Genomic DNA, 26,240 nt, shown 5'->3' with positions numbered 1-26,240 from the left:
CACCGATGAGGTCGAAACCCTGGCACCGAATTTCGGAGCCGGGCCCAAACCCGGCACCGCTCCCGGCGTGGCCCCCGATGGCAAGTCGACGGGACCTACCTTTGTGTGACCGGGCCTGTCGCCTTTGTCGCGCATCGACGCGCGATGGCCGGCCAACCTTGACCGGGGATGTCCTCAGTCGAGGGCGTAGTGCATCTTGGCCTGCTCGGCACGGAAAGCTGCAATCTCGTCCTGCTGCCGGACGTCATCCCATCCCAGTTGCTCTGCCAGACTCGCGGCCGTCTGCTTGATCCGGTCCTCGCCAGCATCGCCGTTCCAGATCGATCCTTCGCGCCGCCACAGCAGGTCTGTCAGATGCTGGACATGCGGATCGCTACGCCCGGGCACATGCCGCAGCACAGGCGGGGTGCGCCGGTCAGTGGCAGAGAGACCGAGGGCATTGGCGAGGTCGGTCGCGGTAACCGCATGGGCACCGATGGACCCATTGGTCAGCGCCACGAACTTCGGGCCGGGAGAGCGCCCCAGCGAATGGATGATCCGCATCCGGGCTGCCATCATCGTGCTGGGCTCATGGGTCAGCGGGCGCAACCCGGCCCAGCCCATGGCGGTCTGGCCCAGGTCAAACTCCAGTCCCGGCAGCTGGCGGTCCAGATCGGCAAGCAGCTCGTGCTTTTCCTCCACCTCCGGCCGCACATGATCGGGGTCCTCACTGCTGCTGACCTCCGTCGGGCCGATGAAATGCCGGTCACGCCAGGGGAAGCAATAGAAGGGATGGTCAAGGCCGCTCATGGTCATGATCCCATGGCCACGGAACCGCTCCGGCAGGGTCATGACCAGATGGGACCCGCGCGTCGTGTTGACCATCCGCGCATGCGGTTCCGTGTCCAGCGCGGCGACCCGGTCGACCCATGGGCCCGCGAGGTTCGCCACGGTCTTTGCCGTGACCGGCCCGGACCCGGACTCCAGATGCCAGAGCCCGTCCTGCTCGCGGATACCGGTCACCGGTGCATAGTTCCGGGCCTCCGCGCCGAGGGTCTCCGCCTCGTGGATCAGGTCGACGGTCAGGCGCTCCGGCCAGTCAACCTGGTATTCGGTATAGGCGATGACATGGCGCAGCCGCTTGGTTCCGGGCAGGCAGTCGACAAAGGGCAGAGTCTCCCCCAGCCGATCCGGGTGATAGCGGCGGTAATCGAGAGGCGCCCCGCCCCGGCCGAAGGTCCGCAAAACGGCAAAGGCGGCATCCATCTGCCAGCCCTTGTAGGTGTCGCCCTCATAGATCGGAAAGGTCATCCGGATGGGTTTCAGAAGGTGCGGCCGTTCGCTGACCAGCGCGTTCCGCGCCGCCATGGACCGCTGCACAGTCCGCAGCGCGCGGGTCAGCTGATCCGGGTTGGTCAGGAACCGCGCCATGGATGAGCCGGGCGCGAGATACCGCAATCCGCAGTGCAGCAGCCGCGACGACCGGCTGGTCGAGCCGCTGCCGAAATCCGACCGTTCCAGCAGGATGGCACGGGCGCCCCGGGCCGCGGCCTCCCGCAGGAGGGCGGCGCCGTTGATGCCTCCCCCCACGATCGCGAGGTCGTAGACCATCACGCCACCGATCGGCGCAGCGGCGGCATAGCCGGCAGCTCTGTCGCGAAGTGGCAGGCGGCGTGATGCGTATCGGACAGCCGGACCGGTCCCGGCAAGGTCGTCTTGCAGATGTCCGTGGCATGGGCGCAGCGGGTGTGGAACGGACATCCCGGCGGCGGCGCGATCGGCGAGGGCAGCTCGCCAAAGCTCTCCATCTGTTCCAGTCGGAAATCCGGGTCCGGAACGGGGGTCGAGCGGATCAGCATCCTTGTATAGGGGTGCCGCGGGTCGGAGAATATCTGATGCCCCTCCCCCACCTCGACCGGCCGGCCGAGGTACATGATGACCACCCGGTCCGACAGGGCGCGGACGACCGACAGGTCATGCGAGATGAAGATCAGCGTCAGCCCCAGCTTGGCCTTCAGATCCTCCAGCAGGCGGATCACCTGCAACTGGATCGACACGTCCAGCGCCGAGACCGCCTCATCCGCGATCAGGACCTCGGGCTCCAGCGCGATGGCGCGGGCGATCATGATACGCTGGCGCTGGCCACCGGAGAACTCGTGTGGATAGCGGTCGAAATCGGCGGCGGACAGGCCGACCATGTCCAGCAGCTCCCCAACCCTTTCACGCCAGCCACGCGGGGCGACGCCATGCACGATCAACGGCTCACCAACGGTCTGGCCGACCGTCTGCTTGGGCGAGAGGGACGAGAAGGGGTCCTGGAACACGATCTGCATCGCCCGGTGGGCCTTCTTCCATTCCGCGCGGGATGCGGCGGCGAGGTCCAGCCCCCCCGGCCCGATCTCGGAGGTCCGGGGATGGAACCCGATATGCCCATCCTTGATCGGCACCAGTCCCATCAACGCGCGGGCCAGAGTGGATTTTCCACAGCCGGATTCCCCCACGACGCCCAGCGTCTCGCCGCGCCGTACCCGCAGGTCGAAGCCTTCGACCGCCTTGAGGATCTTCTTCCCCCGGCCCATGAAGCCGCCGCCAACGGGGAAGTGGACCGACAGGTCGCGGATGTTCAGCACGTGGTCGAGTGTCGGATCGGTCATCTGCTTTCGGCCTCCAGCCAGCACCGGGCGGTCTGGGTTTCGCTAATGGTCATGTTTGGCGGCGTCTCAGAGGCACAGCGCTCCAGCGCCTTGCGGCAGCGCGGCTGGAACGGACAGGCCGCCGGATTCGCGGGTAGGTCACGGACGGATCCGGGGATGGGGTTCAGCCGCTCCGTGTCGGCCTGCTCATCCCGCGCCAGCGACGGGACGGAGGCCAGCAAGCCCTGTGTGTAGGGATGGCGCGGATCCTTGAAGATCTCGCGCACCGTGCCGCTTTCGACGATGCGCCCGTGGTACATGACATGCACCCGGTCAGCCAGCTGCGCCACCACGCCCAGGTCATGGGTGATGAAGAGCGTGGCCGTGTCGCGTTGCTGGCTCAGTTTGCGGATCTCATTCAGGATCTGGGCCTGCGTGGTCACGTCCAGCGCCGTTGTCGGTTCATCCGCCAGCAGCAGGCCGGGATCACAGGCCAGCGCGAGGGCGATCATCACCCGCTGCCGCATCCCGCCGGACAGCTGGTGCGGATACTGATCCGCCCGGATCTCCGGTGAGGGGATGCCCACCAGCCGCAGCATGTCCAGCATCCGTGCCCAGGCCGCCCTGCGCGACAGGTCGGTGTGCTGCCGGATCACCTCGACGATCTGCTTGCCGTTCTTGTGGGCCGGGTTGAGCGAGGTCATCGGCTCCTGAAAGATCATCGACATGGCCCGGCCGCGCAGATCGCGGTAGGCCCGGCCGCGCGGGGCCAGGGTGGCGAGGTCCGTCACCTGGTCGCCGTCGCGCAGCAGGATCTGGCCACGTGTCACCGACAGCGGCGGCGTCTGCAAGAGCCCCATGATGGCCAGCGAGGTGACGGATTTCCCGCAGCCGCTTTCCCCGACGAGGCAGACCGTCTCGCCGCGCCGGATGTCGAAGCTGATGCCCTTGACGAGTGGCTTGGCCCCGTCGGACCCGCTCAGCGTGATCTCCAGATCGCGCACGCTCAGCTGCACATCTGCGGGGAGGCTGTCCGGTCCGGGCCCGTCCGGGCGGGTCGTTGTGAGTATCTGTGTGGACATGAAGTCTGTACCTAGCGGTAGTGCTTGGGGTCGATGATGTCGCGGATGGAGTCGCCGACGAGATTGAAGAAGATGATCGTGAGGAAGATCGCCGCACTGGGCACCAGTGCCATCCAGGGCGCGATCGGCAGATAGTCCAGGCCGTCCTTGATCATGTTCCCCCAGGTGGGCTGCGGCGGCGGGACCCCGATGCCGATGAAGGACAGCGACGCCTCGATCTGGATCGCCGTCCCGATCCAGAGCGCCCCGACAACCAGCACCTCGGAAAAGATGTTGGGCAGGATGTGGACCCGGAAGATGCGGTGGAACGGGGCTGAGACGGCATTGGCGGCCTCGATGAACTCGCGCGGGCGCACCGTCATCGTGGCGCCGTAGGCGATGCGGGTGAACCGGGGTGTCATCACGATGGCCAGGCACAGGATCACCTTTTCCAGCCCCGACCCGAGGATCGCCATGACCGCGATGCCGAGGATGAGAGCCGGGAAGGCCATCAGGCTGTCCGCGACCCGCATGATCGCGATCTCTGTCCAGCCGCGCCAGTAGCCCGCCAGCACCCCGAAGATCGTGCCGAGGATCATCGCCGCCCCGATCGACACGATGGAGACCAGCAGAGACACGCGCGCCCCGTGGACAGAGCGGGACAGCAGGTCGCGGCCCTGATTGTCGGTGCCGAGGATATGCTGGGCCGAGGGGGCGGCCAGCGTGTTGTAGGGATCGTGATCCAGCGGGTCCGCGATCGGCAGCACCGGCGCCAGCGCCGCAATCAACAGCAGGATCGACAGCCCCGCCAAGGCAAATGCGGCCACGCCATTGCCGCGGAAACGGGAGAGGAAGGTCGTCATTTCGAGCGGATCCTTGGGTTCGCGATGCCGTAAAGGATATCGGCGATCATGTTCACGAGGATGATGAGGAAGGCGTAGACCACCAGAACCGATTGCAGCGAGACGTAGTCGCGCTGCCGCATGGCACCAACCAGCAAACGGCCCAGCCCCTGCCGGGAAAAGATGATCTCGACCATGACCGAGGAGGAGATGAGCATGATGAAGTTGATGGCGCAGAGCGAGATCAGCGGCACCAGGCAGTTCGGAAAGGCATGGCCGAGGATCACCCGCCATTCGGGGATGCCCTTGGCCCGCGCGGTCCGCACGTAGTCATCGCTCAGCACGTTCAGCATGGCGTTGCGGGTCACCCGGGTCACATAGGCCATCATGATGAGGCCCAGCGTCCCGGCCGGCAGCACGAGGTGCACGAGGATATCCAGCGGCTCTCCGCGTGTGCCGCCACCCACGGCGGGCAGGATGGGAATGTAGATCGCGAAGACCAGCATCAGCACGATGCCCAGCACGAAGCTCGGGATCGACAGCCCGGCCAGCGACAACACCCGGCTGCCGTGGTCGACAAGCCGGTCCTGGTGCACGGCCGAGATCATGCCCAGCGGCACCCCCAGCAGCACGCCGATCAGCAACGAGGTGAACGACAGCTCCAGCGTATAGGGAAGCGCAGACAGGATTTGGTCCGCAACCGGCCGCCCGGAGGACAGCGACGTGCCGAGATCCCCCTGAAGCAGCCCCAGGAGGCCCTCGCCGTATTGCACCAGAAGCGGCCGGTCGAGGCCCATCTGCGCCTTCAGCGTGGCGACCGCCTCGGCCGAGGCATAGTCCCCCAGCATCGCGGTCGCCGGGTCGCCCGGTGCGATGCGAAGCAGGAAGAACACGATTGTATAGACGACAAAGCAGATCGGAATGACGTTCACCGCCCGCTTCAGGATGATCTCTAGCATGACTTATTCCAGTATGGCGGACCGGCGGCGCGGGGCTGCCGGTCCGACCATGCTCAGGTTACTCGACGATGTCTGTTACTTCCGTAACCGGCATGAAGAAGGCAAGGTTGCCCTCGAGTTCGTAGCCCAGTTCCAGCGCTGTCGTATGGGCGATGGCGCTGCGGCCCTGGAATACCGGGATGGAGGGAAGATCGCGCAGGATCTGCTCGGAGGCCTGTTTCCACAGCGCCGCCTGTTCTGCGCCATCCACGGTATTGCGGGCCTGAGCGATCAGCTCGTCGACCCCCGCATAATGCGAGAAGTTGGTGTCGGGCGACGCGCCCCCCGTGATGTCCGAGGCGCTGTCATAGAAACGGGTCAGGAAGACATCGGCATTCGGGCGCCAGGCCATGTAATGCACGATCTGGCTGGCATCGTCGCGGATCAGCGAATGGTAGGTCGAATGGTCGACCACCTGCAGGTCCAGGTTGATGCCGGACTGGCGCAGCTGGGCCTGCACGTTTTCCATCGGGCGCAGCATGACAGACAGTTCCGTGTGCACGACCGTCAGGGTGATGCCATCAGGATAGCCGGCCTCGGCCAGCAGCGCCTTGGCCTTCTCCGGGTCGAAGTCATAGGTCAGACCTTCGGCCTCGACCTCTTCGTTGGTCAGGCCGCCGGGCAGGTATTCACCAGGAAACGGGGCTTCCAGCGGCGTTGCGGTTGCCGGCCCGATGGCCGCGACCACTGCGTCACGCGAAATCGCATGAGCAATCGCCTGCCGCACCTTCAGATCGTCCAGCGGCGGCTTGTTCATGTTCAGGAACAGGACGGAGGCGGAGCCGGGACCAAAGACCTCTACTTCCACGTTCGGGTAGCTCTGCATCAGCTGCACCCAGGACTGCTCGCTGCTGCCCTCGATCACATCGAGCTCGCCGGTGCGCAGGCCGATGCCGCGCGCGGAAACGTCGGGCATGAACAAGATGTCGACGCCAGGCAGCTTGGGCGTGCCGCGGAAATAGTTCTCGTTCGCGACCAGGTCGACTTCGCTCTGCGGTGTATAGCCCGAGAAGCCGAAGGGACCGGTGCCGACCGGATGAAGACGGAAGCCATCTGCACCCATCTGCTCATAGGCCTGCTTGGAGATGATGAAGCCCGCCCCGTAGTTCATCAGCTTGGCCAGCATCAGGGTTTCCGACAACGGTTCGGGCGTGGTGATAGCGACGGTCATGTCGTCCGTGGCCTCGATCGTCATGCCGGTGTATTCGCCGGAATAGGCGGATTGCTCCGGGTCCATCGCCTTGTTCAGCGAGAAGACGACATCCTCTGCCGTCATCTCGTAAGGCTCGCCCCCGTCCCAGCCCTGGAACATCACGCCGCCGCGCAGCTTGAAGGTCCAGGTCAGCCCGTCTTCGCTCTGCTCCCAGCTTTCGGCCAGGTCGGGCTCGATATCGGCCATGTTTGCACTTCCGGCGGGCAGGCGGACGAGACCATTGAACACCATCGAGGCGATGGCGCGGTCCACGTGGCTGGAGGCGCGGTGCGGGTCCATCGAGCTGATGTCGCCCACGTCGTAGGCCACACGCAGATCACGGTCGGCAGCCTGGGTTGCAAGCGGGGCAGTCAGCGCGACCAGCGCGGCGAGACTGACGGAAAGGGGTCGTTTCATGTGGGGGCTCCCTGATTTAGTCCGATATGCGAACTTTCTTGTCATGCATATGATCCAAGCGGCACTTGGCCAGTATGTCAACAAAAATACGACAATACGGTAACTCTTAGTTTCCCTTGACAGCAAAGGCTGCATGAGAAAGCTTAAATGCGGACCAAATAGTCCGCTATATGAACCTCAAGGATCACCATCGTGTCAAAGCAAGAATTCCTCTATCTGAGCCAGGAAGAGGCCGTCGCCTGCGGGGCGGACGACATCCCTGCAACCGTTGCCGACGTGAACCGCGCAACCTACCTGCTGTACCGAGGTGACGCGATCGAGGCAACGACAGCCACCCTGTTCTGGGACCTGCCCAAGGACGACCTGAAGAAGACCGTCGGCTACAAGGGCACCAAGCGCGCCAACATCCACGCGGCCTTCCTCGACGATGACGGCGACCGCATGGTCGGCCTCAAGAACATCCCTTCGAATCCCGAGAATCCCGCCAAGGGCCGTGGCCCGCGCGCCTCGGGTCTGCTGACGATGCTGGACCCCGAAAGCGGTTATCCCATCGCCCTGATGGACGCGGCGGTCATCAGCTGCATCCGCACCGGCGCGCTTGGCGCCCTCGGGGCGCGCTACCTTCGCAAATCCGGCAAGAACGACGTTGCGGTGATTGCGACCGGCCCCATCAACCAGGCCGCGATGGAGGCGCTGGTCCACGTCTGCGAAGATGGTCGCGACATCGGAACCGTGCATGTCTTCGACATTTCCGCCGATCGCGCCGAAGCGTTTGCTGAAAATTTGCGCAAAACCTATGAGCTTGAAGTGATCGTCTCCGAAAGCGCCGAGGCGGCGGTCCGCGCCAGCGACATCATCATGCCCGCCACCACGCTGACCGATCCCGGCCAGGCGTACATTCCCTATGACTGGCTGCGTGCCGGCGCGCTGTTCATCGATCTGTCTATATGGGACGCGGAGTACGAGGTCTTTGCAAAGGCCGACAAGCTCTACGCCAATTCGATCGACGCTCTGGACCGCAAGAACCTGACGCCCGGCTGCCTGGTCGACGCAGGCGTCATGACGCCCGAACAGCTTCTGGACTTGGGCGGTGTCATCGCGGGTGAGGTGCCGGGCCGCGACAATGACGAGCAGATCATCGTCTATTTCGCCCGTGGCATGGCTATCTACGATGCGATCTGCGGCCATCGCGTCCACAAGGCCGCACTGTCCCGGAAGACCGGGCAGGATCTGCCGCTCTGGACCGAGCCCTACTGGTCCTGACCGGCGCCGGCGTGTCGGCCTGCCCTATCAAAGGGCGGGCCGATCCCGTATCGAGGAAAGGTTAACACCGTGCGAGGAGGATATCTGATGCAAGAGCAGCTGACCGCCCCCAAGGGGCGCGACACGACAAAGCCGCAGAGCTCGATCAGCAAGAGCATCGATATCCTGTTCCTGCTGGCGGACGGCGAAACCCGGTTCTCGCGGATCGGCAAGCTGCTGGGATATGCCAATGGCACCACCAGCCGCCTGCTGAAGAACCTGATCGACGCTGGGATGGTCACGCAAGATCCGCTGACCAAGGATTATTTCCTCAGCAGCGACATCCTCAAGCTTTCCGCCCGCGTAGAGAGCAGCTACATGCAGGTGTCTCTCGCCGCCCTGCCGGAGATGGAGCAGCTGCGCGACCTGACCCGCGAAACCGTGACCCTGTGCAAACGGGTCGGCCTGCGCAAGGTCATCGTGGAGGAAATCACCTCGCCCCACGGCATCAAGTTCGAATACGGCAAGGGTTATTCCTCCTCCTTCCATTCCGGCGCCACCGGGATCGCCCTGCTGACCCACCTGCGCCCGCAGGAACTTGAGCTGCTGCTGGGCCAGGGTCCGCTGGAGCAGGAAACCCCGACAACCATCGTCACCCCGAACGAGATCGACGCCCGGATCGCCGCCGCCCGGCGTGATGGCTACGCGATCAGCTTCGGCGAGGTGACGGGCGGCACCGCCTCCGTCTCCGTGCCGCTGGACGACGGCACCGGGTCCTATGCGCTGACCTGCGTTGGGCCGGCCAACCGCTTCCACCCCCAGGCGGCCGCAGCTGCCGTGATGGAAGCGGTCCAGCGGATCGAGACGCGCCTGCGCAAGAGACCCGCCTGACCCATGCCCTCCCCAAAGCCGGTAATAACCATCTGCGACGCGGATCCGATGATGCGCCTCGCGGCCATCGCGCTGCGCGGCCCGCAGGGCGATGATGCTGACTGGCTGGTGCGTTACGCCTCGCCCGACGTGATCGACCTTGCCACCCTTGAGGCATCCGGACACCGGCACAGGCTGCGCGGGGCCGACGTGCGCGTGGTCGGTGCCAGCGAAGAGACCCGGCTGGCCCGGATCAGCGCCGGATCGGACGCGCTGATCTGCCGTCGGGCCCCGGTTGGTGCCGCAGAACTCGCCGCATCTCCGAACCTCCGCGTGGTTGCGCGGCTGGGGTCCGACTCGGCGGGGCTGGACCTCCCGGCGCTGGACCACGCGGGCGTCCATACCGTTTGTATGGAGCGCCCTTCCCTCGCGTTCACCGCCGAACACGCCGTGCTGATGATGCTGGCAGCGACGAAGGATATCGTCATCGCTGACCGACTGTCCCGCGACCCGGAATGGGACCGCACCCAAGTTCACCCCATCGACAATGTCGCCTACAACTGGCCCGGTCTCAGCGGCCTCGGAGGGCTGTTCGGGGCCACGATCGGCATGATTGGCATGGGACAGGTCGGCCTGCTGGTCGCGGAACGGCTCAGGCTCTTCGGCGCGAAACTGCTCTACACCAAACGGTCGCGTCTGCCGGCCGCGCAGGAGGCCGCGCTTGGCCTGACCTTTGTCGACAGCGACACCCTTCTGGCGCGCTCCGACATCGTGTCGCTCCATGCCCGTTGGACCCCCGAGACGGAGCGCATGATGAACGCAGAGACCTTCGCCCGGATGAAACCTGGCGCGATCTTCGTCAACACCAGCCGGGGATATCTCGTCGATGAGGCAGCACTGGCCGAGGCCTTGCACGCAGGTCACATCTTCCGCGCGGCGCTGGACACCCATGCCCCCGAACCGCGTGATCCAGACGCGCCGCTGACCCATGCGCCGAACACGATCTTCACGCCCCACATCGCCGGAGGCTCGCGCGGAGTGCTCGCGCAGGAGGTCGACATGTTGCTCGGGCATGTCGCTGCGGCGCTGTCCTCGCCAGACCCAATGGCACAGGTTTGACGTTGTGATTTGAGAAGGATTTGGTCGTGGACGACGAGAAATCGTTGCGCCTGGCGTGGTGCCGACACGGGGTTCGTCACAGGCTGCGACCAGTCGGCCGGTGGGCCTGTCATCTTCTTCAGGTTTAAAACATAATGCCATGACGGCAACAGCGGATGATTCGGAATGACGGGACCGGCAAGGCAGGGCTACAGGGATGTCGTACTGACTGTCCCGGTGACCGTGCCCTACCGTCGCTATTCGATAGAGCCCGCGCATTGGTGGTTCGCCGCCGCGCTGCGCGCCCTGTCGCAGCAGTCGGGCATTTCGCATAAGGAGATGGACGGGCTCTGCGCGGCAAGCTTCTCTCTGGCCCCGGACAGCACGATTGCCCTGACGCAGCATCTTGGCATGTCGGTCCGCTGGCTTGATACGGTTGCGCTTGGCGGTGCATCGGCGATTGCATCGATCCGCCGGGCTGCGCGGGCAGTGGAACAGGGCGATGCCGATGTTGTCGCCTGTATTGCCGCCGATACCAATCATATCGACAGTTTCCGCCAGAACCTGTCGAACTTTTCCCGGTTCGCGCAGGATGCCGTCTATCCTGTCGGGGCCGGTGGTGCGAATGCCAGCTTTGCCCATCTGACCCGCAACTACATGTCCCGCTTTGGCGCCCGCCGCGAAGACTTTGGCCGTATCTGCATCGCCCAGCGGACCAATGCGCTGGAAAATCCAAATGCGCTGATGCGCAAAGCGCTGACGATGGAAGCCTACCTTTCGGCCCCGCCAATCGCGGAGCCGGTGCATCTGTTCGACTGTGTCATGCCCTGTGCGGGGGCGGATGCCTTTCTGGTCATGCGGGAGGATACCGCGCGGGCGCAGGGGCTGGAATTTGTCCGGCTGACCGGGTCGATCGAGCGGCACCACGCCTTTCCCCAGGACCCGGTGCAGGAGCGCGGCGGATGGGCCCGGGATGTCGATGACCTGTTCGCCATGGCCGGAACCTCGCCCGGCGGAATCGACCTGTTGCAGAGCTATGATGATTACCCTGTGATCGTGATGATGCAGCTGGAGGATCTGGGCTTCTGTGCCAAGGGCGAGGCGCCGGAGTTTGTGCGTGCGCACGACCTGACCTATGCCGGTGACTTCCCGCATAATACCGGCGGCGGCCAGCTGTCGACCGGACAGGCCGGTGCGTCGGGCGGGCATCTGGGCATTGTCGAAACGCTGCGCCAGCTGCTGGGACAGGCCGGTGCGCGTCAGGTGGCCGGGGCAAGGCGGGGCATGGCGCTTGGCTTCGGGATGATCAACTATGACCGGGGCCTGTCCTCCGGCGCCGTTATCCTAGAGGCCGCCGCGTGACCCGCCCTGTTCCTCCCAAGAAGAACCCTCTGCTGCGGACCCGGGTACCGCTGCTGCCACCTCAGCCACGGTCGCTGCGGGCGCAGGATCTTGCGGCGGCGGCGGCGCTTGGCCGGTTTGCCCTGCAGCGCTGTTCCGGCTGTGGCACGGTCCTCTATCCGGCGCGGGACGCCTGCCCCGAATGTCTGGGCCAGGACCTGCCGCTGACCGATATCGCTGCAGGCGGCCAGCTGCTGAGCGAAACGGTGATTCACAGCACCGCCGATCCTTATTTCCGCAGGCTGACCCCGATCCGTCAGGGCCTGATCCGCAGCGATGCCGGCCCGACCCTCATCGCCTTTCTTCACCGCGCCTGTCCGCCGGATGGCCGGGTGCGGCTGTCGCTCAGGCTGGACCGGGGCGGACAGGTGGTGGTGTTTGCTTATCCCGAAAAGACCCCCGGTCCCGAAGACGAGGAGGACCCGATCTTGCGTGAACTGACCGCCGACCCCCGCCATGCGCGTGTGCTGCTGACCGATGGCCGGCACCCCGCCAGCCCCGCGATATGCCGCGCTCTGCTCGATGCCGGCGCGGCAGGTGTCTGTGTCGGGCTGGCCGAGCGCTGGAAACCTTCGCCGCAGATCGACACGCTTGGCGCGATGGCAGGTGTGGAGCTCATCGACCTCGATCCACGCGACGAACGCTCGGTGACAGAGGCCGCGGCCGATCTTGGCGGTCGGACCGAACTGATTATCCACAGCGGGTTTCACTACCGGCCCGGCGCGCTGTTCGATGGCGGCGGCGCGCTGCGGATCAAGGATATGATGGAAGGCGGTGCCCTGGGCATGGTGCGCCTGGCCGAAGCCTTTGGGCCGGCGCTGATGGGACGGGGCGCCGATGGCGACCGGCCTGCCCTCGCCTGGGTTAATCTCCTGTCACTCACCGCCCAGATGGCCAGCCCGGAGGCGGCGCTCTATTCCGCCGCCCAGGCGGCAGAGCTGTCGGTGTCGCAATCCCTGCGCGCGACCCTGCGTCAGGGCGGTATCCGCGTCGTCAATGTCTTTCACGGCGCGCTCGACATCGACTGGTTCGAACAGGTGCCGCCGCCGAAACTTGGGGTTACGGCTCTGGCGAAAGGCGTTGTCAACGCGCTCCGTCAGGGGCTGGAAGATGCCTATCTCGGACCGAAAGCAGAGGATTTCCGCGACCGGCTGGCCCGCAATCCCAAAGAAGTCGAAAGATCGAGGTGGATGTGATGCCGGACAATCAGACACCCTCGGATGTCCTTTCTGCGCTGGCCGGATTGCTGTCGACCGGGGGGGTGTCCCTTGTCGATCTGACGCGCACCCTGTCGCCGGACGATCCGACCATCGTGATGCCGCCGGAATTCGGCCAGTCCTGGCCGGTCCGGATCGAGCGTATCTCGCGCTATGACGGCAAAGGTCCGGCCTGGTACTGGAACAATATCAGTTTCGGGGAACATACAGGCACGCATTTCGACGCGCCGGTCCATTGGGTCACCGGGCGCGATCTGCCCTGCAACACGGTGGATACGATGCCGCTCTCGCCGATGCTGGCCCCCGCCTGCGTGATCGACTGCACCGATGCCTGCGCCCGCGACCCCGACCATCTGCTGACCCGCGAGGCGATCCTAGCGTGGGAGGCGCAGCACGGCCGGATCGACCCCGGCTGCTGGGTGCTGATGCGCAGCGGCTGGGGCCGCAAAACCGGCGCTGACTATGCCGGGCTGCGGGCCGACGGGGCGCATACGCCGGGCCCGGATGCAGATGCGATCCGGTTTCTGGTCGAGGACCGCGGGATACTCGGCTTCGGGACAGAAACCATCGGGACGGACTGCGGACAGGCCGCGCATCTCTCGCCCCCCTTCCCCGCCCATCACTACCTGCACGGCGCCGGGCGGTACGGGTTGCAATGCCTGACCGGGCTGGAGGCGCTGCCCGAACGCGGCGCGCTGATCTTTGCCGCCCCTCTCAAGATACTGGCCGGATCGGGCAGCCCGCTGCGGGTCCTGGCGCTGGTGCCGGGGGCCTGAACGCCGGACATCTGTCCTTTGGCCGGTCGGCGCCGCCGGGCCAGCGTCGGATCGCGCTTGACCCGGTGGCCCGGTTTACTTCAGACATAAAGGATCATTGGCCTGCCGGACGTCTCCGCGCCGGTGTCTGCCTGTCGCTGCTGACGGAGGGTGATCATGACCCTGTGCTATTTCGTGCTGTTCTTTCATCCGGAGGATCCGGAGCTGCGGATCGATCCGGAGGAGGCCGCCGCGCTGCGAAGCTGCCTGACGGTCTTGCTCGGTCTGACCCGCGCCAGCCTGTATAGGCCTGCCACGGCGCGTGACAGCCTGTCCGACGACGGGGCGCCGCCGGTGTTTGGCATGCAGCTGTATTTCGAGGATCTCGCGTCACTGGAGGCGGCCGTGAACCCGGGCCCGGGGACAACCCTGTGCGACTTTGTCCGTGCGGGCGGGCTGGACAGTCTGGCGGGGACCGATGCGGCGCAACAGGCCATGTATCTGCGCCCGTTCGATGTGCCGGAGCCGCGGGCGCCTGGGCCCGATGCCTGCAGCTATATCGTCTATTATCCCGGCCCGGCGGAGGATCTGACCGGCTGGCTTGACTGCTATCTCAGGCAGCATCCGCCGCTGATGCTGCAGTTCCCCGGGTTGAGGGAGCTGGAGATTCTCACCCGGCTCGACTGGATCGACGCCATGCCATGGCCGCGGGTACATTTTATGCAGCGCAACAGGGTGATGTTCGATTCACCAGAGGCGCTGACTGCCGCGTTGCATTCCCCCGTCAGGATTGCCCTGCGCGACGATTCCGCCAGTTTTCCGCCGATCGAAGGCGGCAACCGGCACTACCCGATGCTGACAGAGGTGATCCGCCCCGGCGGAGCGACGGGCTGAACCCGGGGCGGAACAGCCGTGCGCCTGTGCGGACACCGCCCGACCGGGACACAGATACGTTTTAGGATTGAAGTAATTTGCGCCGGCTCGCATAGTGGTGGTGATCCGGCCCGCAGACTGCGGCCGGGCCTGCTGGGATGATACGGAGGACAGCATGCGCAGCGACGTCAAACATTTCCGGTGCGAGATCTCGCAGGGCATTGCCCGCATTTCGCTGGATCGCCCCGAACGGAAGAACCCGCTGACCTTTGACAGCTATGCCGAACTGCGCGACTGGTTCCGCGACCTGGTCTATGCCGATGACGTGCATGCGGTGGTGATCCTGCCCAATGGCGGCAATTATTCCTCGGGCGGGGATGTGCATGACATCATCGGCCCGCTGACCAAGATGTCGATGAAAGAGCTGCTGGCCTTTACCCGGATGACCGGCGATCTGGTCAAGGCGATGATCGGCTGCGGCAAACCCATCATCTCGGCGGTTGAGGGCATCTGCGCCGGCGCCGGGGCGATCATGGCCATGGCGTCTGACCTGCGGATCGCGGCGCCGGATGCCAAGGTCGCCTTCCTGTTCAACCGCGTGGGCCTTGCGGGCTGTGACATGGGCGCTTGCGCCATGCTGCCCCGCATCATCGGGCAGGGCCGTGCGAATGAGCTGCTGTACCTTGGCCGGGCCATGTCGGCGGAAGAGGGTGCAAACTGGGGGTTCTTCAACCGTCTGGTCGAGGCCGCCGATCTGGACGCCACCGCGATGGAGATGGCCGCGCGCATTACCGCCGGGCCAACCTTTGCCAATTCGATGACCAAGACCATGCTGATGCAGGAATGGTCCATGTCGCTGGAACAGGCGATCGAGGCAGAGGCGCAGGCGCAGGCGATCTGCATGCAGGGCCGCGATTTCACCCGCGCCTACGAGGCCTTCGTCGCCAAGCAGAAACCTGTTTTCGAGGGCGACTGATGGCGGACCAGTCCTTTCTTCACTGGCCGTTCTTTGACGACACACACCGGGCGCTTGCGGCTGAACTGGACACATGGGCCGCGACCCATCTTGCCGATCTGGACCATGGCGATACCGATGCTCTGTGTCGGCACCTCGTCTCCGGTCTGGGGGAGGCCGGGTTTCTGACCCATTCCGGCGCTATGGACGGGCGGCTGGATGTCCGCAGCCTCTGCCTGATCCGCGAAACGCTGGCCCGGCACGATGGGCTGGCGGATTTTGCCTTTGCAATGCAAGGGCTTGGCACCGGAGCGATCAGCCTTTTCGGCACCGAGGCACAAAAGGCCGAATGGCTGCCGCAGACCCGCGCCGGCCGTGCTATTTCCGCCTTTGCCCTGACCGAACCTCAGTCCGGATCGGATGTCGCCAATTCCACGATGACGGCCACGCGGGACGGGGACGCCTATGTGCTGAACGGCGAAAAGACCTGGATCTCCAACGGCGGGATCGCCGATGTCTATACGCTTTTCGCCCGGACCGGAGAGGCGCCGGGCGCCAGGGGTCTGTCGGCCTTTGTCCTGCCCGCCGGTCTGCCCGGCTTCGAGGTGGCGGAGCGGCTGGACACCATCGCGCCGCATCCGCTGGCCCGGTTGCGGTTCACCGACTGCCGGGTTCCTGCCTCTGCCATGCTGGGCGAACCCGGACAGGGGTTCCGCATTGCCATGTCGGTGCTGGATGTGTTCCGCTCCACCGTTGCCGCCGCCGCGCTCGGGTTCGCCCGTCGCGCGCTGGAGGAGGCGCTGGCCCGTGTCACCACACGTCAGGTTCAGGGCGCGCCGCTGTTTGATCTGCAGATGGTGCAGGGGCATATCGCGGATATGGCGCTGCGCGTCGATGCCAGCGCTCTGCTGGTCTATCGCGCGGCCTGGACCAAGGACAGCGGCGCCCCACGTGTGACCCGCGAAGCGGCGATGGCCAAGCTCTATGCCACGGACGAGGCGCAGAAGGTGATCGACGCGGCCCTGCAGCTACATGGTGGCGATGGCGTGCGCTCTGGCGCGACGGTCGAGAAACTCTATCGTGAAATCCGGGCGCTGCGGATCTATGAGGGCGCCTCGGACGTGCAGAAGGTCATCATTGCCCGACAGACACTGGACGCATCCCGCCCCTCCCGGACGTCCTGAGCGGCATTAACCACGGTTTCGCAAAAGGTGCACAGCATGGCGGATCGAAACACAGCGACGGTCTATTCCGATGCGGCCCGTGCCGCCTGCAGCCTGCTCGACCCGGTGACAGCGCAAGACTATTGCCGCGACTCGCACCGCCGGGCCGACCTTCTTGAACGCAGCACGCCACCGGCCGGCCGGACTTTGCCGGCATTGCTCCGGGCGCGGGCCGACACGGCGCCGGACGCGCCGCTTCTGCGGATGGACGGGATGGACCTGTCGGCCCGTCAGATCTGTGACAGCGCCGCGCGGCTGGCGGGCCGGCTGACCGCGGCGGGCATTGCCCCGGGCGACCGCGTCGCGCTGATCAGCGCCAACCGTCTGGATTTCATACCCATCCTTGCCGCCATTGCATGGGCCGGTGCGGTGGCTGTGCCGATCAATATCGCGTCGCGGGGCGATCAGCTGAGGCATATCCTGGACAATTCGGCCGCCCGGCTGCTGATCATCGAAGCGGATCTGCTGGACAACCTTGCCACGGTCGACCGCGAATCTCTCATGCTGGAGACGGTCTTTGTGCTGGATGCCGGGACGGCCGATCTGCCGGCTGGCGCGGTCCCCATGCCGGACCCCGGCGCCCCGGTCGAGCCGCATGACGTCCGGCCCGCCGATCCGATGGCGATCCTCTATACCTCGGGCACGACCGGTGTTTCCAAGGGGGTGATCTGCCCGCATGAGCAGTTTTTCTGGTGGGCGATCACGACGGGCCGCCAGCTGGGTATCCGGCCCGGAGATGTGCTGCATACGACATTGCCGCTATTCCATACCAACGCGATCAACTGCTTTTTCCAGGCGCTTGTCTTTGGCGGGGCGCAGTCGCTCTCCGTCCGGTTTTCCGTGTCGCGCTTCTATGAGGCGCTGAAAAAGTCGCAGGCGGATGTCACTTACCTACTGGGGGCGATGGTGCCGATGCTGCTGTCGCGCCCCGAAAGCCCGGAGGAGCGCGACCACACCACCCGTATCGCGCTTGCGCCCGGCGTTCCGGCGCAGTTCCACGACGCATTTGTCCGCCGGACGGGGATTCTGCTGCTCGACGCGTTCGGATCGACCGAGTCGAACAATGTCATACAGACAGAGGCGGACAGCCTCAGCCCCGGGTTGATCGGGCGGATCACAAAAGGGTTCGAGGCCCGCGTCGTCGATGAATTCGACAATTGCGTGCCGGACGGGACATCGGGCGAGCTGCTGCTGCGCGCCGATCAGCCGAATGCCTTTGCGCATGGCTATTTCGGCATGCCGGACAAAACCGTCGAGACCTGGAAAAACCTCTGGCTTCATACGGGCGACCGCGTGGTTCGGGATGCTGATGGCTATTTCCGGTTTGTCGACCGGATCAAGGAAACCATCCGGCGCAGGGGCGAAAACATCTCGTCCTACGAGGTCGAACAGGGTGTGCTGAGTCATCCGGCAATTGCGACCGCCGCCGTCTTCCCCGTCGATTCCGAGCTGGCCGAGGACGAGGTCATGGTCGCCATCGTTCTGAAAGACGGCGCGACCCTGGAGCCGGAGGATCTGATCCGCCATTGTGAAGACCGGCTGCCCTATTATTCGGTGCCCCGGTATATCGATATCCGGTCCGACCTGCCGCGGACCGAGAACGGCAAGATCCAGAAGTTCAAGCTGCGCGAAGAGGGTGTCACCCCCAGCACCTGGGACAGAGAATCCGCCGGGGTCACCCTGCGCCGCTGAAGCGGTCCGGCGGCCGGACAGCCCTGCACATTCGTCATCCGGCCTGACCGGGCGTCGTGTCACCGGCCCGCCGGTCAGCAGGGCTGCCGCGCAAACAAACTGCAGATCCAAAGCTTTGCGGAGGTCCGCCCGCTGCTCTCTTGAGCGAGATGCACAAAATCGTTGACGCGCCCTCAGATTCTTCTTGCTAAATTTATTTCATGTTTAAAAGTATACAGAGAAGCCAGCAAGGACGATCATGTACCATCCGTTGCGCAGACGAACCCAGCCACTTGGCGAAAAGGTCTACCAGGATCTGCTGGACGACCTGGTCGAACAGCGCCGCGCGGCGGGAGACCGGCTGATCGAGGCAGAGATCGCAAGGGCGCTCGATGTGTCGCGCACCCCGGTGCGCGAGGCCCTGAACCGGCTGGAAAAAGACGGGCTGATCGAAGGCGCCCAGCCCGCAGGATATGTCGTGATCCATCCCTCCATGCAGGACGTCAGAGAGATTTTCGAGATCCGGCGCGCCCTGGAACCGGTTGCCTTTGTCTCTGTCGTTGCGGCGGCGGGAGAGGAGGACCGCGTCCAGTTCCGCCACCTTCAGACGGCCGTGGCCAATGCCCGGACCCCGGCCGATTCAGCCGCGGCCAACCGCGCCCTGCGCGCCTTCTGGTTTGACCGGATCCCCAATGCCCGGCTGCGCGAGACCCTGACCCGGTTTCACCTTCAGGTGCATCTCGTCCGCGCGACCACGCTGCATTCCGAGGCCGGCCGCAAAGCCGCCGCCGAAGGTACCCGGCGGCTTCTGGCGGCCTTTGACGCCGGCGACACTGCGATGGCCCATGCGGCCATGCAGGATTTTGTAGATGCGGCCCTGTCGTTCTTTGAACAGGCCGATGCGGATCGCATTCTGCATGCCACCCCCGTTCCCGGATCGGACGGGCAAGATCCACCACTGGCCAGCACCAAGGTCGACCAACGACCGGGCCGATTCACAACAGAGAGGACCACATGAAAACGTATCAGTTTCTCAAAGGCGCAGCGGTTGCATCCCTGATCGGGCTGTCCGCTGCGGCCGTCCAGGCCGAAGAGGTCATCCGCGCCGTCACCTTCACCCCGGCGCAGGTGTCATTTTCCAAGAACTTCATGAAGTTCGTCGATCTCGTCAACGAGCGCGGCGAGGGCGTCGTGCAGATTCAGGTCATCGGTGGCCCCGAAGTCATCCCCAACGAACGTATGGGCGAGGCGCAGATGAACGGCATCGCCGACATGTTCCTGCTGCCCGCCGGGCTTTACCTGAACCTCGTTCCGGAAGGCGAGGCATTTGCCGGGTCCAACCTTGACCCGATGACCGCGCGTGAAAAGGGCGGGCTCGATCTGGTGAACGAAGCCTATCACGCCAAGGCCAACACCCATATTCTGGCCCATGTCGACGGTGGCGCCGGGTTCCACCTCTGGACCACCGAAAAGCCGGGCACGACGGCGGACGGACAGGTCGACCTGTCCGGTCTGCGCCTGCGCACCTCTCCGCTCTACCGCGCGTTCTTCGAGGAACTGGGCGCCACGATCGTCGTCCAGGCCGCAGGCGAGGTCTATACCTCGCTGGAGCGCGGCGTGGTCGACGGAACCGGATACCCGGTGTCCGGCATCCGCGACTTTGGCTGGGACAAGTTCCTGAAATACCGGATCGATCCGGGCTTCTTCCAGACCGATGTTCTGATCTCCATAAACCTCGACACCTGGAATGGCCTGTCGGACGAGGCCAAGGCGATTGTCGAGGCCGCCGCGATCGAGCATGAAAAGACCTCGTACGAGGCAAACCTCGTGCTGAACGAAACCGAAAGCAAGGCGCTTGCCGACAGTGGTATCGAAACGATCACGCTGGAAGGCGAGCAGGCCGATCTGTTCCTGAACAAGGCCTATGACATTGCCTGGGCCCGGCTGAAGGAGCGTGACCCGACCTATCACGACCAGCTCAAGGCGATCTTCTTCGAAGACTTCTGATCCGGGCAGGGCGGGCAGTGATCTGTCCGCCCGCCTCTCCCCTCTTTCGTGAAGGACGGCTCCCATGGCCCTACTGCTGCGCGCGCTTGATACTGTTTCCCGGCTGATGTTCTTCCTGGGCTGTCTGTTTGTCGTCGCGATTGTCTGCATCGTGAATTACGACGTGTTGTCGCGCAATCTGGGGCTGCCGACGGCCATCTGGGCGGTCAATACGGTCGAATATGCGATGCTGCACCTGACCTTTCTGGTGCTGCCCTATCTCGTGCTGACCCGCGGACATGTCTTTGTCGGCGTGCTGCTGACCTATCTGCCCGGGCGGATGCGCCGCTACTGGGAAGCGGGCCTTCACCTGCTGTCGGCCGCGATCTGCTTTTACATGATGTGGTACAGCGGCAGCGCATTCCTGAAAGGCGTTGCGGACGGCTCTTACGAGGTCCGCGCCTATGACATGCCGATGTGGGGGGTCTATCTGACGATGCCCATCGGGTTTCTCTTCGGCGGTCTGCAATTCCTCGCATTTTTCCCGCGGGGGCAAAGCTTCTTTGACGGCGGCGCAGATGCGCATGCCGGTCTCTGAGGAGGGCCGGGATCATGATGGACTGGACCATTTCAATCACCATTCTGATCGGCGGCTTGCTGCTGTCGATGGGGATTGGCCTGCCGGTTGCGCTTGGCTTTCTCGTGATCAACGTGATCGGCACCTATTTCTTCATGGGCGGATCGCGCGGCATTGGCCAGATGGTGGCAAATGCCACCATGGCCGTATCGACCTATTCGCTGGCGCCCGTCCCGCTTTTTCTGGTGATGGGGTCGCTGTTTTTCCATTCCGGGCTGGCCCGGCGGGTGCTGGACGCGATTGATGTGCTGATCGGCCGGCTTCCGGCCCGGCTGAGCTATCTGACCGTGACCTCGGGCACGGTGTTTGCGGCCCTGTCCGGGTCGTCGCTGGCCAATACCGGCATGCTGGGCACGCTGATGGTGCCGGAAATGATGAAACGCGGATATAAAAAGCATATGGCCATCGGTCCGATCCTTGGGTCGGGCGGCCTTGCGGTGATCATTCCGCCCTCGACTCTGGCCGTTCTCTTCGGGTCGCTGGCGCGGATCGATATCGGCGGGCTGCTGGTGGCGGGGCTGATCCCGGGGGTCATTCTGGCGATCTTTTACGCCGTGCTGATCTTTATTCAGGCCCGGATCGATCCCGATGCCGCGCCAAGCTACGACTACGAGCCCAAACCGCTGGCCGAACGGGCCAAGATCTTCTGCCGCGATATCCTGCCCATGGCGGTCATCATCTGCGCCGTTGTCGGGTCGATCCTGACCGGCGTGGCGACCCCGACGGAGAGCGGCGCGCTTGGAATTCTTGCGGTCGGCATCCTCGCGCTGATCTTCCGCGCGCTCGACATGAAGGCCATTACGACCGCGGTGACCGATGCGGCGCGGGTGACGGGCATGACCTTTCTGCTGATCACCGCCTCTTCCACCTTCGCTCAGCTGCTGGCCTTTTCCGGCGCCTCCGCCGGGTTCGTCCGCTGGGCGACATCGCTGGAGATGGGGCCGACCCAGACCCTGCTGGTCATGGCGCTGATCCTTCTGGTGCTGGGCATGTTCATGGATCAGGTCTCCATGATGCTGATAACCCTGCCGATCTTTGTCCCGCTGGCCATGTCGCTGCAGTTCGACATGATCTGGTGGGGGCTGATCATGCTGCTGATGCTGGAGGTCAGCTTTACGACACCGCCCTTTGGACTGCTGCTGTTCGTGATGCATGGGGTCAGCCCGCAGGGCACCACCCTGCAGGAGGTCGCGCGGGCCGCCCTGCCCTATATCTTCTGTGTTTTCCTGCTCGTGGCGCTTGTGATCATGTTCCCGATCCTCGCCACCCTGATCCCTTCGCTCATGTAGGCCGGGTATGGATATTCTCGACAGACTGACCGCCGTCACCGGGCCCGGCGTGATCCTGCCCGGCGCCGACAGCCCGGACCGATATCACCATGACTGGACGGGGCTGCCCGCCGTCGTGCCGCTGGCGGTCGCCCGGCCCGGCACAACGGCAGAGGTTTCGGCGATCCTCGCCACCTGCCACGCGGCCCGGGTGCCGGTCGTGCCGCAGGGCGGGTTAACCGGGATATCCGGGGGGGCACATCCCGTCGCAGAGGGCATCGTGCTCAGCCTCGAACGTCTGAACGGGATCGAAAGCATCGACAAGGATGCCGGGACGCTGATCGCCGGGGCCGGCGTGGTTCTGGAAACGGCACAGGCCGCTGCGGCCGATCAGGGTCTGCTGCTGGGCATCGATATCGGTTCGCGCGGGTCCTGCCAGCTGGGCGGCATCCTTGCCACCAATGCCGGCGGCACCGCTGTCGTGCGCTACGGCATGGCGCGCGATCAGGTCCTGGGGCTGGAGGTCGTGCTGGCCGATGGCACGGTGATCGACGGGATGAACACCATGCTCAAGAACAATGCCGGGCTGGATCTGAAACATCTGTTCATCGGGTCGGAGGGCCTGCTGGGCGTGATCACCCGCTGTGTCCTGCGGCTGCATCCGCTGCCGCCCGCCCGGACCACCGCCTTTGTCGGCTGTCCCGATACGTCCCGGATCATCGCCCTGCTGGGCGCGGCACGCGCAACGCTGGGTCCGGCGCTCTCCGGGTTCGAGGTCATGTGGCCCAGCTTCTTTGACTTCATGTCCGGGGCGACGGGTCTCGGCTCTCCGCTGGCCGGGCGTCACGGGGCCTATGCGATCATCGAAGCGACGGGCTTTGATATGGCGGAGACCCGGGCCGGGCTTGAACGTCTGCTCGGTGAGGCGCTGGAGGACGGGACGGTGGAGGATGGCGTTATTGCAGGCTCTCTGAAAGAGGAGCGCGCGCTCTGGGCGGTCCGGGAGAGCCCGGCGGAATATGCCCGTGTCCTCGGCCCTGTCATACCCTTCGATGTCGGCATTCCGATCGGCCGTATGGCCGAGGCGGTCACGGCGATCGAAGCGGGCGTCAGCGCGCTCTTTCCATCCGCCCGGACCTTGTCCTACGGCCATATCGGCGATTCCAATCTGCATGTGGTCGTCAATGTGCCCGAGGCCGGGCAGAACCAGCCGGAAAAGGCGGTCAAGGCCTGTGTCTATGGCATCACCCGCGATCTTGGCGGGACCGTCTCGGCCGAACATGGGATCGGCGCGGTCAAGCGTGACTATCTGGCCCACAGCCGCACGGCGGAAGAGATCGCCCTGATGCGCAGCATCAAGAACCTGCTGGACCCTCTGGGCATCCTGAACCCCGGCAAAAGCTTTGACGAAGGGCAACCGGCATGACCTCTCTCAGACGCCGGATCGCGGAAAAACGGCCGATGCGCGGGCCCTTTCTGTCCATCCCCTCCGTGGTGGCGGCGGAAATCGTCGCCGGGGCGCGGCCTGATTTCCTGTGCATCGATACAGAACACAGTCCGATCGACGATGCCCTTGTCGCCGACATGATCCGCGTGGCGGATCTGGCCGGTCTGCCGGCGCTCGTCCGGGTCCGCGCCAATCTGGGCCAGAATATCGCCGCCGCGCTCGACGCCGGGGCAGCGGGCGTGCTGGTGCCGCATGTCTCCACCGCAGAAGAGGCCGAGGCCGCCGTCCGTCATGCCCGGTTCCCGCCTGAAGGCGCGCGCGGCGCCGGGCCCGGGCGGGCCGCCGGTTATCTGCGCGATATCCCCGGCCACGTCGCCAGGGCCCGGCAGGACACGGTTGTCATGGTGCAGATCGAAACCCTGAAAGCGGTCGAAAATCTGGACGCCATCCTGGCCGTCGCGGGAATCGACCTGGTGTTTATCGGTCCGGGCGACCTCTCTATCGACCTGGCCGCACGCGGCGGGGCCGACAGCACCGATCGCGTGATCGACCAGATCCTGGATGCCGCCGATCGTGCCCGGCGCCCTGTCGGAATATTCTCCGCCGATCGCGGGACAAGTGCCAGGTGGCTGCGCCGGCTTGCCTTTGTGATCGAAGGCTCGGACGCGATGGTCCTGTCGCAGGGCACCGATCTGGCCTTTGCGCCGCTGTCGCCGGAGGATGGCTGAGGCATGGAGCACAGCTATTTCGATTTCGCGACGCTGCCGCCTGCGGCCCGCTACGGGCTGATGGCAAATGCCGTCACACCCCGGCCCGTCGCCTTTGTCACCAGCCTAAGCCCGGAGCGTGTGCCCAATGCCGCGCCGTTTTCCTTTTTCGGCCTGCTGAGCCATGATCCGGCCACGCTGGCCATCGGGATCGAGCCGCGCCCCGACGGGCGGCGCAAGGACACGGCCCGCAATATCGTCGAGACCGGCGACTTCATCGTTCATATCGCGGATCGTGCCCTCTGCGCACAGATGGATGCCTGCGGCGCGCCGGTGGAGCCGGAAGAGGACGAACTGGCGCTGAACGCCATTGCAACCGTTCCCGGCACAATCGTCGATGTCCCCCGTATCGCAGACGCGCCGGTTGCGCTGGAATGCCGGTTGCACAGTTTGCTGCCGCTGGGCCCGGCACGGGATATCGTCATCGGTTCCGTGGTCGGATGTCACATCCGGGCGGACGCCATGGGCCCGGAGCTGAAGGTCGATCAGGCGATGATCGACACGATCGGACGGGTCGGCGCGGCCAGCTACTGCTCCACCCGCGACCGGTTCCGGCCCTGACGGGTCGCCGCCCTGCGGTGCGGACCCATCCCTCCGGCTAATCCTTTAGAGTTGAAGTAACCGGCGCGCGCCCGGCGTCTCGCTTGGGTCGGATGTCATCCATGCCTTCGCCTGTCGGGCAGTGCTGAGGTCATGTCAGCCCGATTGAGCTGCCCAAAATATTTGCAGAGCAAAATTAATTTTCCGGGCGCGATTTCCACATTTTCCGTGCCAGCAAGGAACTTGCCGCTCTGCAGCATGAAATGCTGCGCCGGGGCGATTAAAAAATGTTTTGAATTTGAAGCACAAAAGTACATGCATTTGCATATCTCGTGTCACGAATCTTTTGCACACCGACGGAGGAAGACCCATGACTGCCAAGGATACTCTGGCCCAGCTGGCGGGTGCGCTGCTTGACGGATCGATCAAGATCGTCGACTGCACCGCACCGCTCGGTCCCAAAACACCGCTGCTGAAACTGCCGCCCGAGATCGCCGACGACACGCCGCCGATCGAGATCCACCAGATCTCGCGCTATGGCGACCGGGGGCCGTTCTGGGCCTGGAACTGGCTGAAACTGGGCGAACATTCCGGCACGCATTACGATGCCCCGCATCACTGGATCACCGGCAAGGACTATCCCGACGGCTCCGTCGATACGATCAACCCGCAATATTTCATGGCGCCGGCGAATGTCATCGACTGTTCCGCCGAATCCGCCGCCGATCCCGATTTCCTGCTGACGGTCGAGCACGTCAAAGCCTGGGAAGCCGAGCATGGCGAAATCAAGGAAGGCGAATGGGTGTTGATGCGTACCGACTGGGATCAGTACAACACGGACGAGGAAAAATTCCTGAACGCCGATGAAGCCGGGCCGCATACACCGGGGCCGACGGCCGAGGTCATCCAGTATCTGATGGAAGAGAAAAAGGCGCTTGGCTGGGGCTCGCAATGCATCGGGACGGATGCCGGGGCCGCCGGCGGGTTCGAAATTCCCTTCCCCGCGCATAACCTGCTGCACAAACATAACCGCTACGGGCTGGCCTCCCTGACCAATCTCAAGGAACTGCCGGCAAAGGGCGCCATTCTGGTGACCGCCCCGCTGAAGATTGTCGAGGGCACCGGATCCCCGATCCGTGCCATCGCTCTGGTTCCGGCAGGCTGAGCC

The 26,240-nt window shown here is 64.8% G+C and carries 24 protein-coding genes; 18 read left to right on the top strand and 6 right to left on the bottom strand.

The window, feature by feature from the left end:
• Positions 1–174: 174 nt before the first annotated feature.
• The 6 genes from ACRARG_RS18340 to ACRARG_RS18315 are packed head-to-tail and all read right to left on the bottom strand — an operon-like array spanning position 175 to position 7,122.
• The gene (locus tag ACRARG_RS18340; RefSeq protein WP_432691670.1) at positions 175–1,590 is read right to left on the bottom strand and encodes an FAD-dependent oxidoreductase; all 1,416 of its coding nucleotides are present in this window, start codon (positions 1,588–1,590) and stop codon (positions 175–177) included.
• On the bottom strand, positions 1,590–2,633 hold the full coding sequence (locus tag ACRARG_RS18335) for an ABC transporter ATP-binding protein (protein ID WP_432691669.1): 1,044 nt from the start codon (positions 2,631–2,633) through the stop codon (positions 1,590–1,592). Before ACRARG_RS18335 ends, ACRARG_RS18340 begins: the two co-directional genes overlap by 1 nt.
• Positions 2,630–3,694, bottom strand: a complete 1,065-nt coding sequence (locus ACRARG_RS18330) for an ABC transporter ATP-binding protein (protein ID WP_432691668.1) — start codon at positions 3,692–3,694, stop codon at positions 2,630–2,632. Before ACRARG_RS18330 ends, ACRARG_RS18335 begins: the two co-directional genes overlap by 4 nt.
• Positions 3,695–3,705: 11 nt before the next feature.
• Positions 3,706–4,536: an ABC transporter permease gene (locus ACRARG_RS18325; RefSeq protein WP_432691667.1), complete on the bottom strand. Its 831-nt coding sequence runs from the start codon at positions 4,534–4,536 to the stop codon at positions 3,706–3,708.
• On the bottom strand, positions 4,533–5,474 hold the full coding sequence (locus tag ACRARG_RS18320) for an ABC transporter permease (protein ID WP_432691666.1): 942 nt from the start codon (positions 5,472–5,474) through the stop codon (positions 4,533–4,535). Before ACRARG_RS18320 ends, ACRARG_RS18325 begins: the two co-directional genes overlap by 4 nt.
• 58 nt (positions 5,475–5,532) lie before the next feature.
• Positions 5,533–7,122 carry an ABC transporter substrate-binding protein gene (locus ACRARG_RS18315; protein ID WP_432691665.1) on the bottom strand — a complete coding sequence of 530 codons (1,590 nt, stop codon included), beginning with the start codon at positions 7,120–7,122 and terminating at the stop codon, positions 5,533–5,535.
• A gap of 192 nt (positions 7,123–7,314) precedes the next feature.
• On the opposite strand from ACRARG_RS18315, the gene ACRARG_RS18310 reads away from it, so the two are divergent.
• The 18 genes from ACRARG_RS18310 (at position 7,315) to ACRARG_RS18225 (ending at position 26,237) form a co-directional block, all read left to right on the top strand.
• Positions 7,315–8,385 (top strand): hypothetical protein, encoded by a 1,071-nt coding sequence (locus tag ACRARG_RS18310; protein WP_432691664.1) that lies wholly within the window; start codon positions 7,315–7,317, stop codon positions 8,383–8,385.
• 87 nt (positions 8,386–8,472) lie between these two features.
• The gene (locus ACRARG_RS18305; protein WP_432691663.1) at positions 8,473–9,255 is read left to right on the top strand and encodes an IclR family transcriptional regulator; all 783 of its coding nucleotides are present in this window, start codon (positions 8,473–8,475) and stop codon (positions 9,253–9,255) included.
• Positions 9,256–9,306: 51 nt separating this feature from the next.
• Positions 9,307–10,353: a 2-hydroxyacid dehydrogenase gene (locus ACRARG_RS18300; protein WP_432691662.1), complete on the top strand. Its 1,047-nt coding sequence runs from the start codon at positions 9,307–9,309 to the stop codon at positions 10,351–10,353.
• 165 nt (positions 10,354–10,518) lie between these two features.
• Positions 10,519–11,694 carry a thiolase family protein gene (locus ACRARG_RS18295; protein ID WP_432691661.1) on the top strand — a complete coding sequence of 392 codons (1,176 nt, stop codon included), beginning with the start codon at positions 10,519–10,521 and terminating at the stop codon, positions 11,692–11,694.
• Positions 11,691–12,929, top strand: a complete 1,239-nt coding sequence (locus ACRARG_RS18290) for an SDR family oxidoreductase (RefSeq protein WP_432691660.1) — start codon at positions 11,691–11,693, stop codon at positions 12,927–12,929. Before ACRARG_RS18295 ends, ACRARG_RS18290 begins: the two co-directional genes overlap by 4 nt.
• Positions 12,929–13,726, top strand: a complete 798-nt coding sequence (locus ACRARG_RS18285; protein WP_432691659.1) for a cyclase family protein — start codon at positions 12,929–12,931, stop codon at positions 13,724–13,726. The genes ACRARG_RS18290 and ACRARG_RS18285 overlap by 1 nt, the downstream gene beginning before the upstream one ends.
• Positions 13,727–13,882: 156 nt before the next feature.
• Complete coding sequence (locus ACRARG_RS18280) at positions 13,883–14,599, top strand: EthD domain-containing protein (protein ID WP_432691658.1); 717 nt, start codon at positions 13,883–13,885, stop codon at positions 14,597–14,599.
• 154 nt (positions 14,600–14,753) lie between these two features.
• On the top strand, positions 14,754–15,554 hold the full coding sequence (locus ACRARG_RS18275) for an enoyl-CoA hydratase family protein (RefSeq protein WP_432691657.1): 801 nt from the start codon (positions 14,754–14,756) through the stop codon (positions 15,552–15,554).
• Complete coding sequence (locus ACRARG_RS18270; RefSeq protein WP_432691656.1) at positions 15,554–16,717, top strand: acyl-CoA dehydrogenase family protein; 1,164 nt, start codon at positions 15,554–15,556, stop codon at positions 16,715–16,717. Before ACRARG_RS18275 ends, ACRARG_RS18270 begins: the two co-directional genes overlap by 1 nt.
• A 36-nt stretch (positions 16,718–16,753) precedes the next feature.
• A complete protein-coding gene (locus tag ACRARG_RS18265) occupies positions 16,754–18,448 on the top strand; it encodes an ATP-dependent acyl-CoA ligase (RefSeq protein ID WP_432691655.1) in 1,695 nt (564 codons plus the stop codon).
• A gap of 238 nt (positions 18,449–18,686) precedes the next feature.
• A complete protein-coding gene (locus tag ACRARG_RS18260) occupies positions 18,687–19,445 on the top strand; it encodes a GntR family transcriptional regulator (protein WP_432691654.1) in 759 nt (252 codons plus the stop codon).
• Positions 19,442–20,434 carry a TRAP transporter substrate-binding protein DctP gene (dctP, locus tag ACRARG_RS18255; protein ID WP_432691653.1) on the top strand — a complete coding sequence of 331 codons (993 nt, stop codon included), beginning with the start codon at positions 19,442–19,444 and terminating at the stop codon, positions 20,432–20,434. The genes ACRARG_RS18260 and dctP overlap by 4 nt, the downstream gene beginning before the upstream one ends.
• A gap of 64 nt (positions 20,435–20,498) precedes the next feature.
• Complete coding sequence (locus tag ACRARG_RS18250; RefSeq protein ID WP_432691652.1) at positions 20,499–21,011, top strand: TRAP transporter small permease; 513 nt, start codon at positions 20,499–20,501, stop codon at positions 21,009–21,011.
• 14 nt (positions 21,012–21,025) lie between these two features.
• Positions 21,026–22,339 (top strand): TRAP transporter large permease, encoded by a 1,314-nt coding sequence (locus tag ACRARG_RS18245; RefSeq protein WP_432691651.1) that lies wholly within the window; start codon positions 21,026–21,028, stop codon positions 22,337–22,339.
• A 7-nt stretch (positions 22,340–22,346) separates the two neighbouring features.
• Positions 22,347–23,744, top strand: coding sequence for an FAD-binding oxidoreductase (locus ACRARG_RS18240; RefSeq protein WP_432691650.1), 1,398 nt, complete (start codon positions 22,347–22,349; stop codon positions 23,742–23,744).
• Positions 23,741–24,493 carry an HpcH/HpaI aldolase family protein gene (locus ACRARG_RS18235; RefSeq protein WP_432691649.1) on the top strand — a complete coding sequence of 251 codons (753 nt, stop codon included), beginning with the start codon at positions 23,741–23,743 and terminating at the stop codon, positions 24,491–24,493. Before ACRARG_RS18240 ends, ACRARG_RS18235 begins: the two co-directional genes overlap by 4 nt.
• A 3-nt stretch (positions 24,494–24,496) precedes the next feature.
• Complete coding sequence (locus ACRARG_RS18230) at positions 24,497–25,093, top strand: flavin reductase family protein (RefSeq protein ID WP_432691648.1); 597 nt, start codon at positions 24,497–24,499, stop codon at positions 25,091–25,093.
• Between the two features lie 349 nt (positions 25,094–25,442).
• Entirely contained in the window at positions 25,443–26,237 is a 795-nt protein-coding gene (locus ACRARG_RS18225) for a cyclase family protein (RefSeq protein WP_432691647.1), read from the top strand.
• The last annotated feature ends 3 nt before the right edge of the window (positions 26,238–26,240 follow it).

This window comes from Pseudooceanicola profundi (genome assembly GCF_050897955.1).
GTDB lineage: Bacteria > Pseudomonadota > Alphaproteobacteria > Rhodobacterales > Rhodobacteraceae > Pseudooceanicola.
This window is presented reverse-complemented; position numbering and strand designations above follow the sequence as displayed.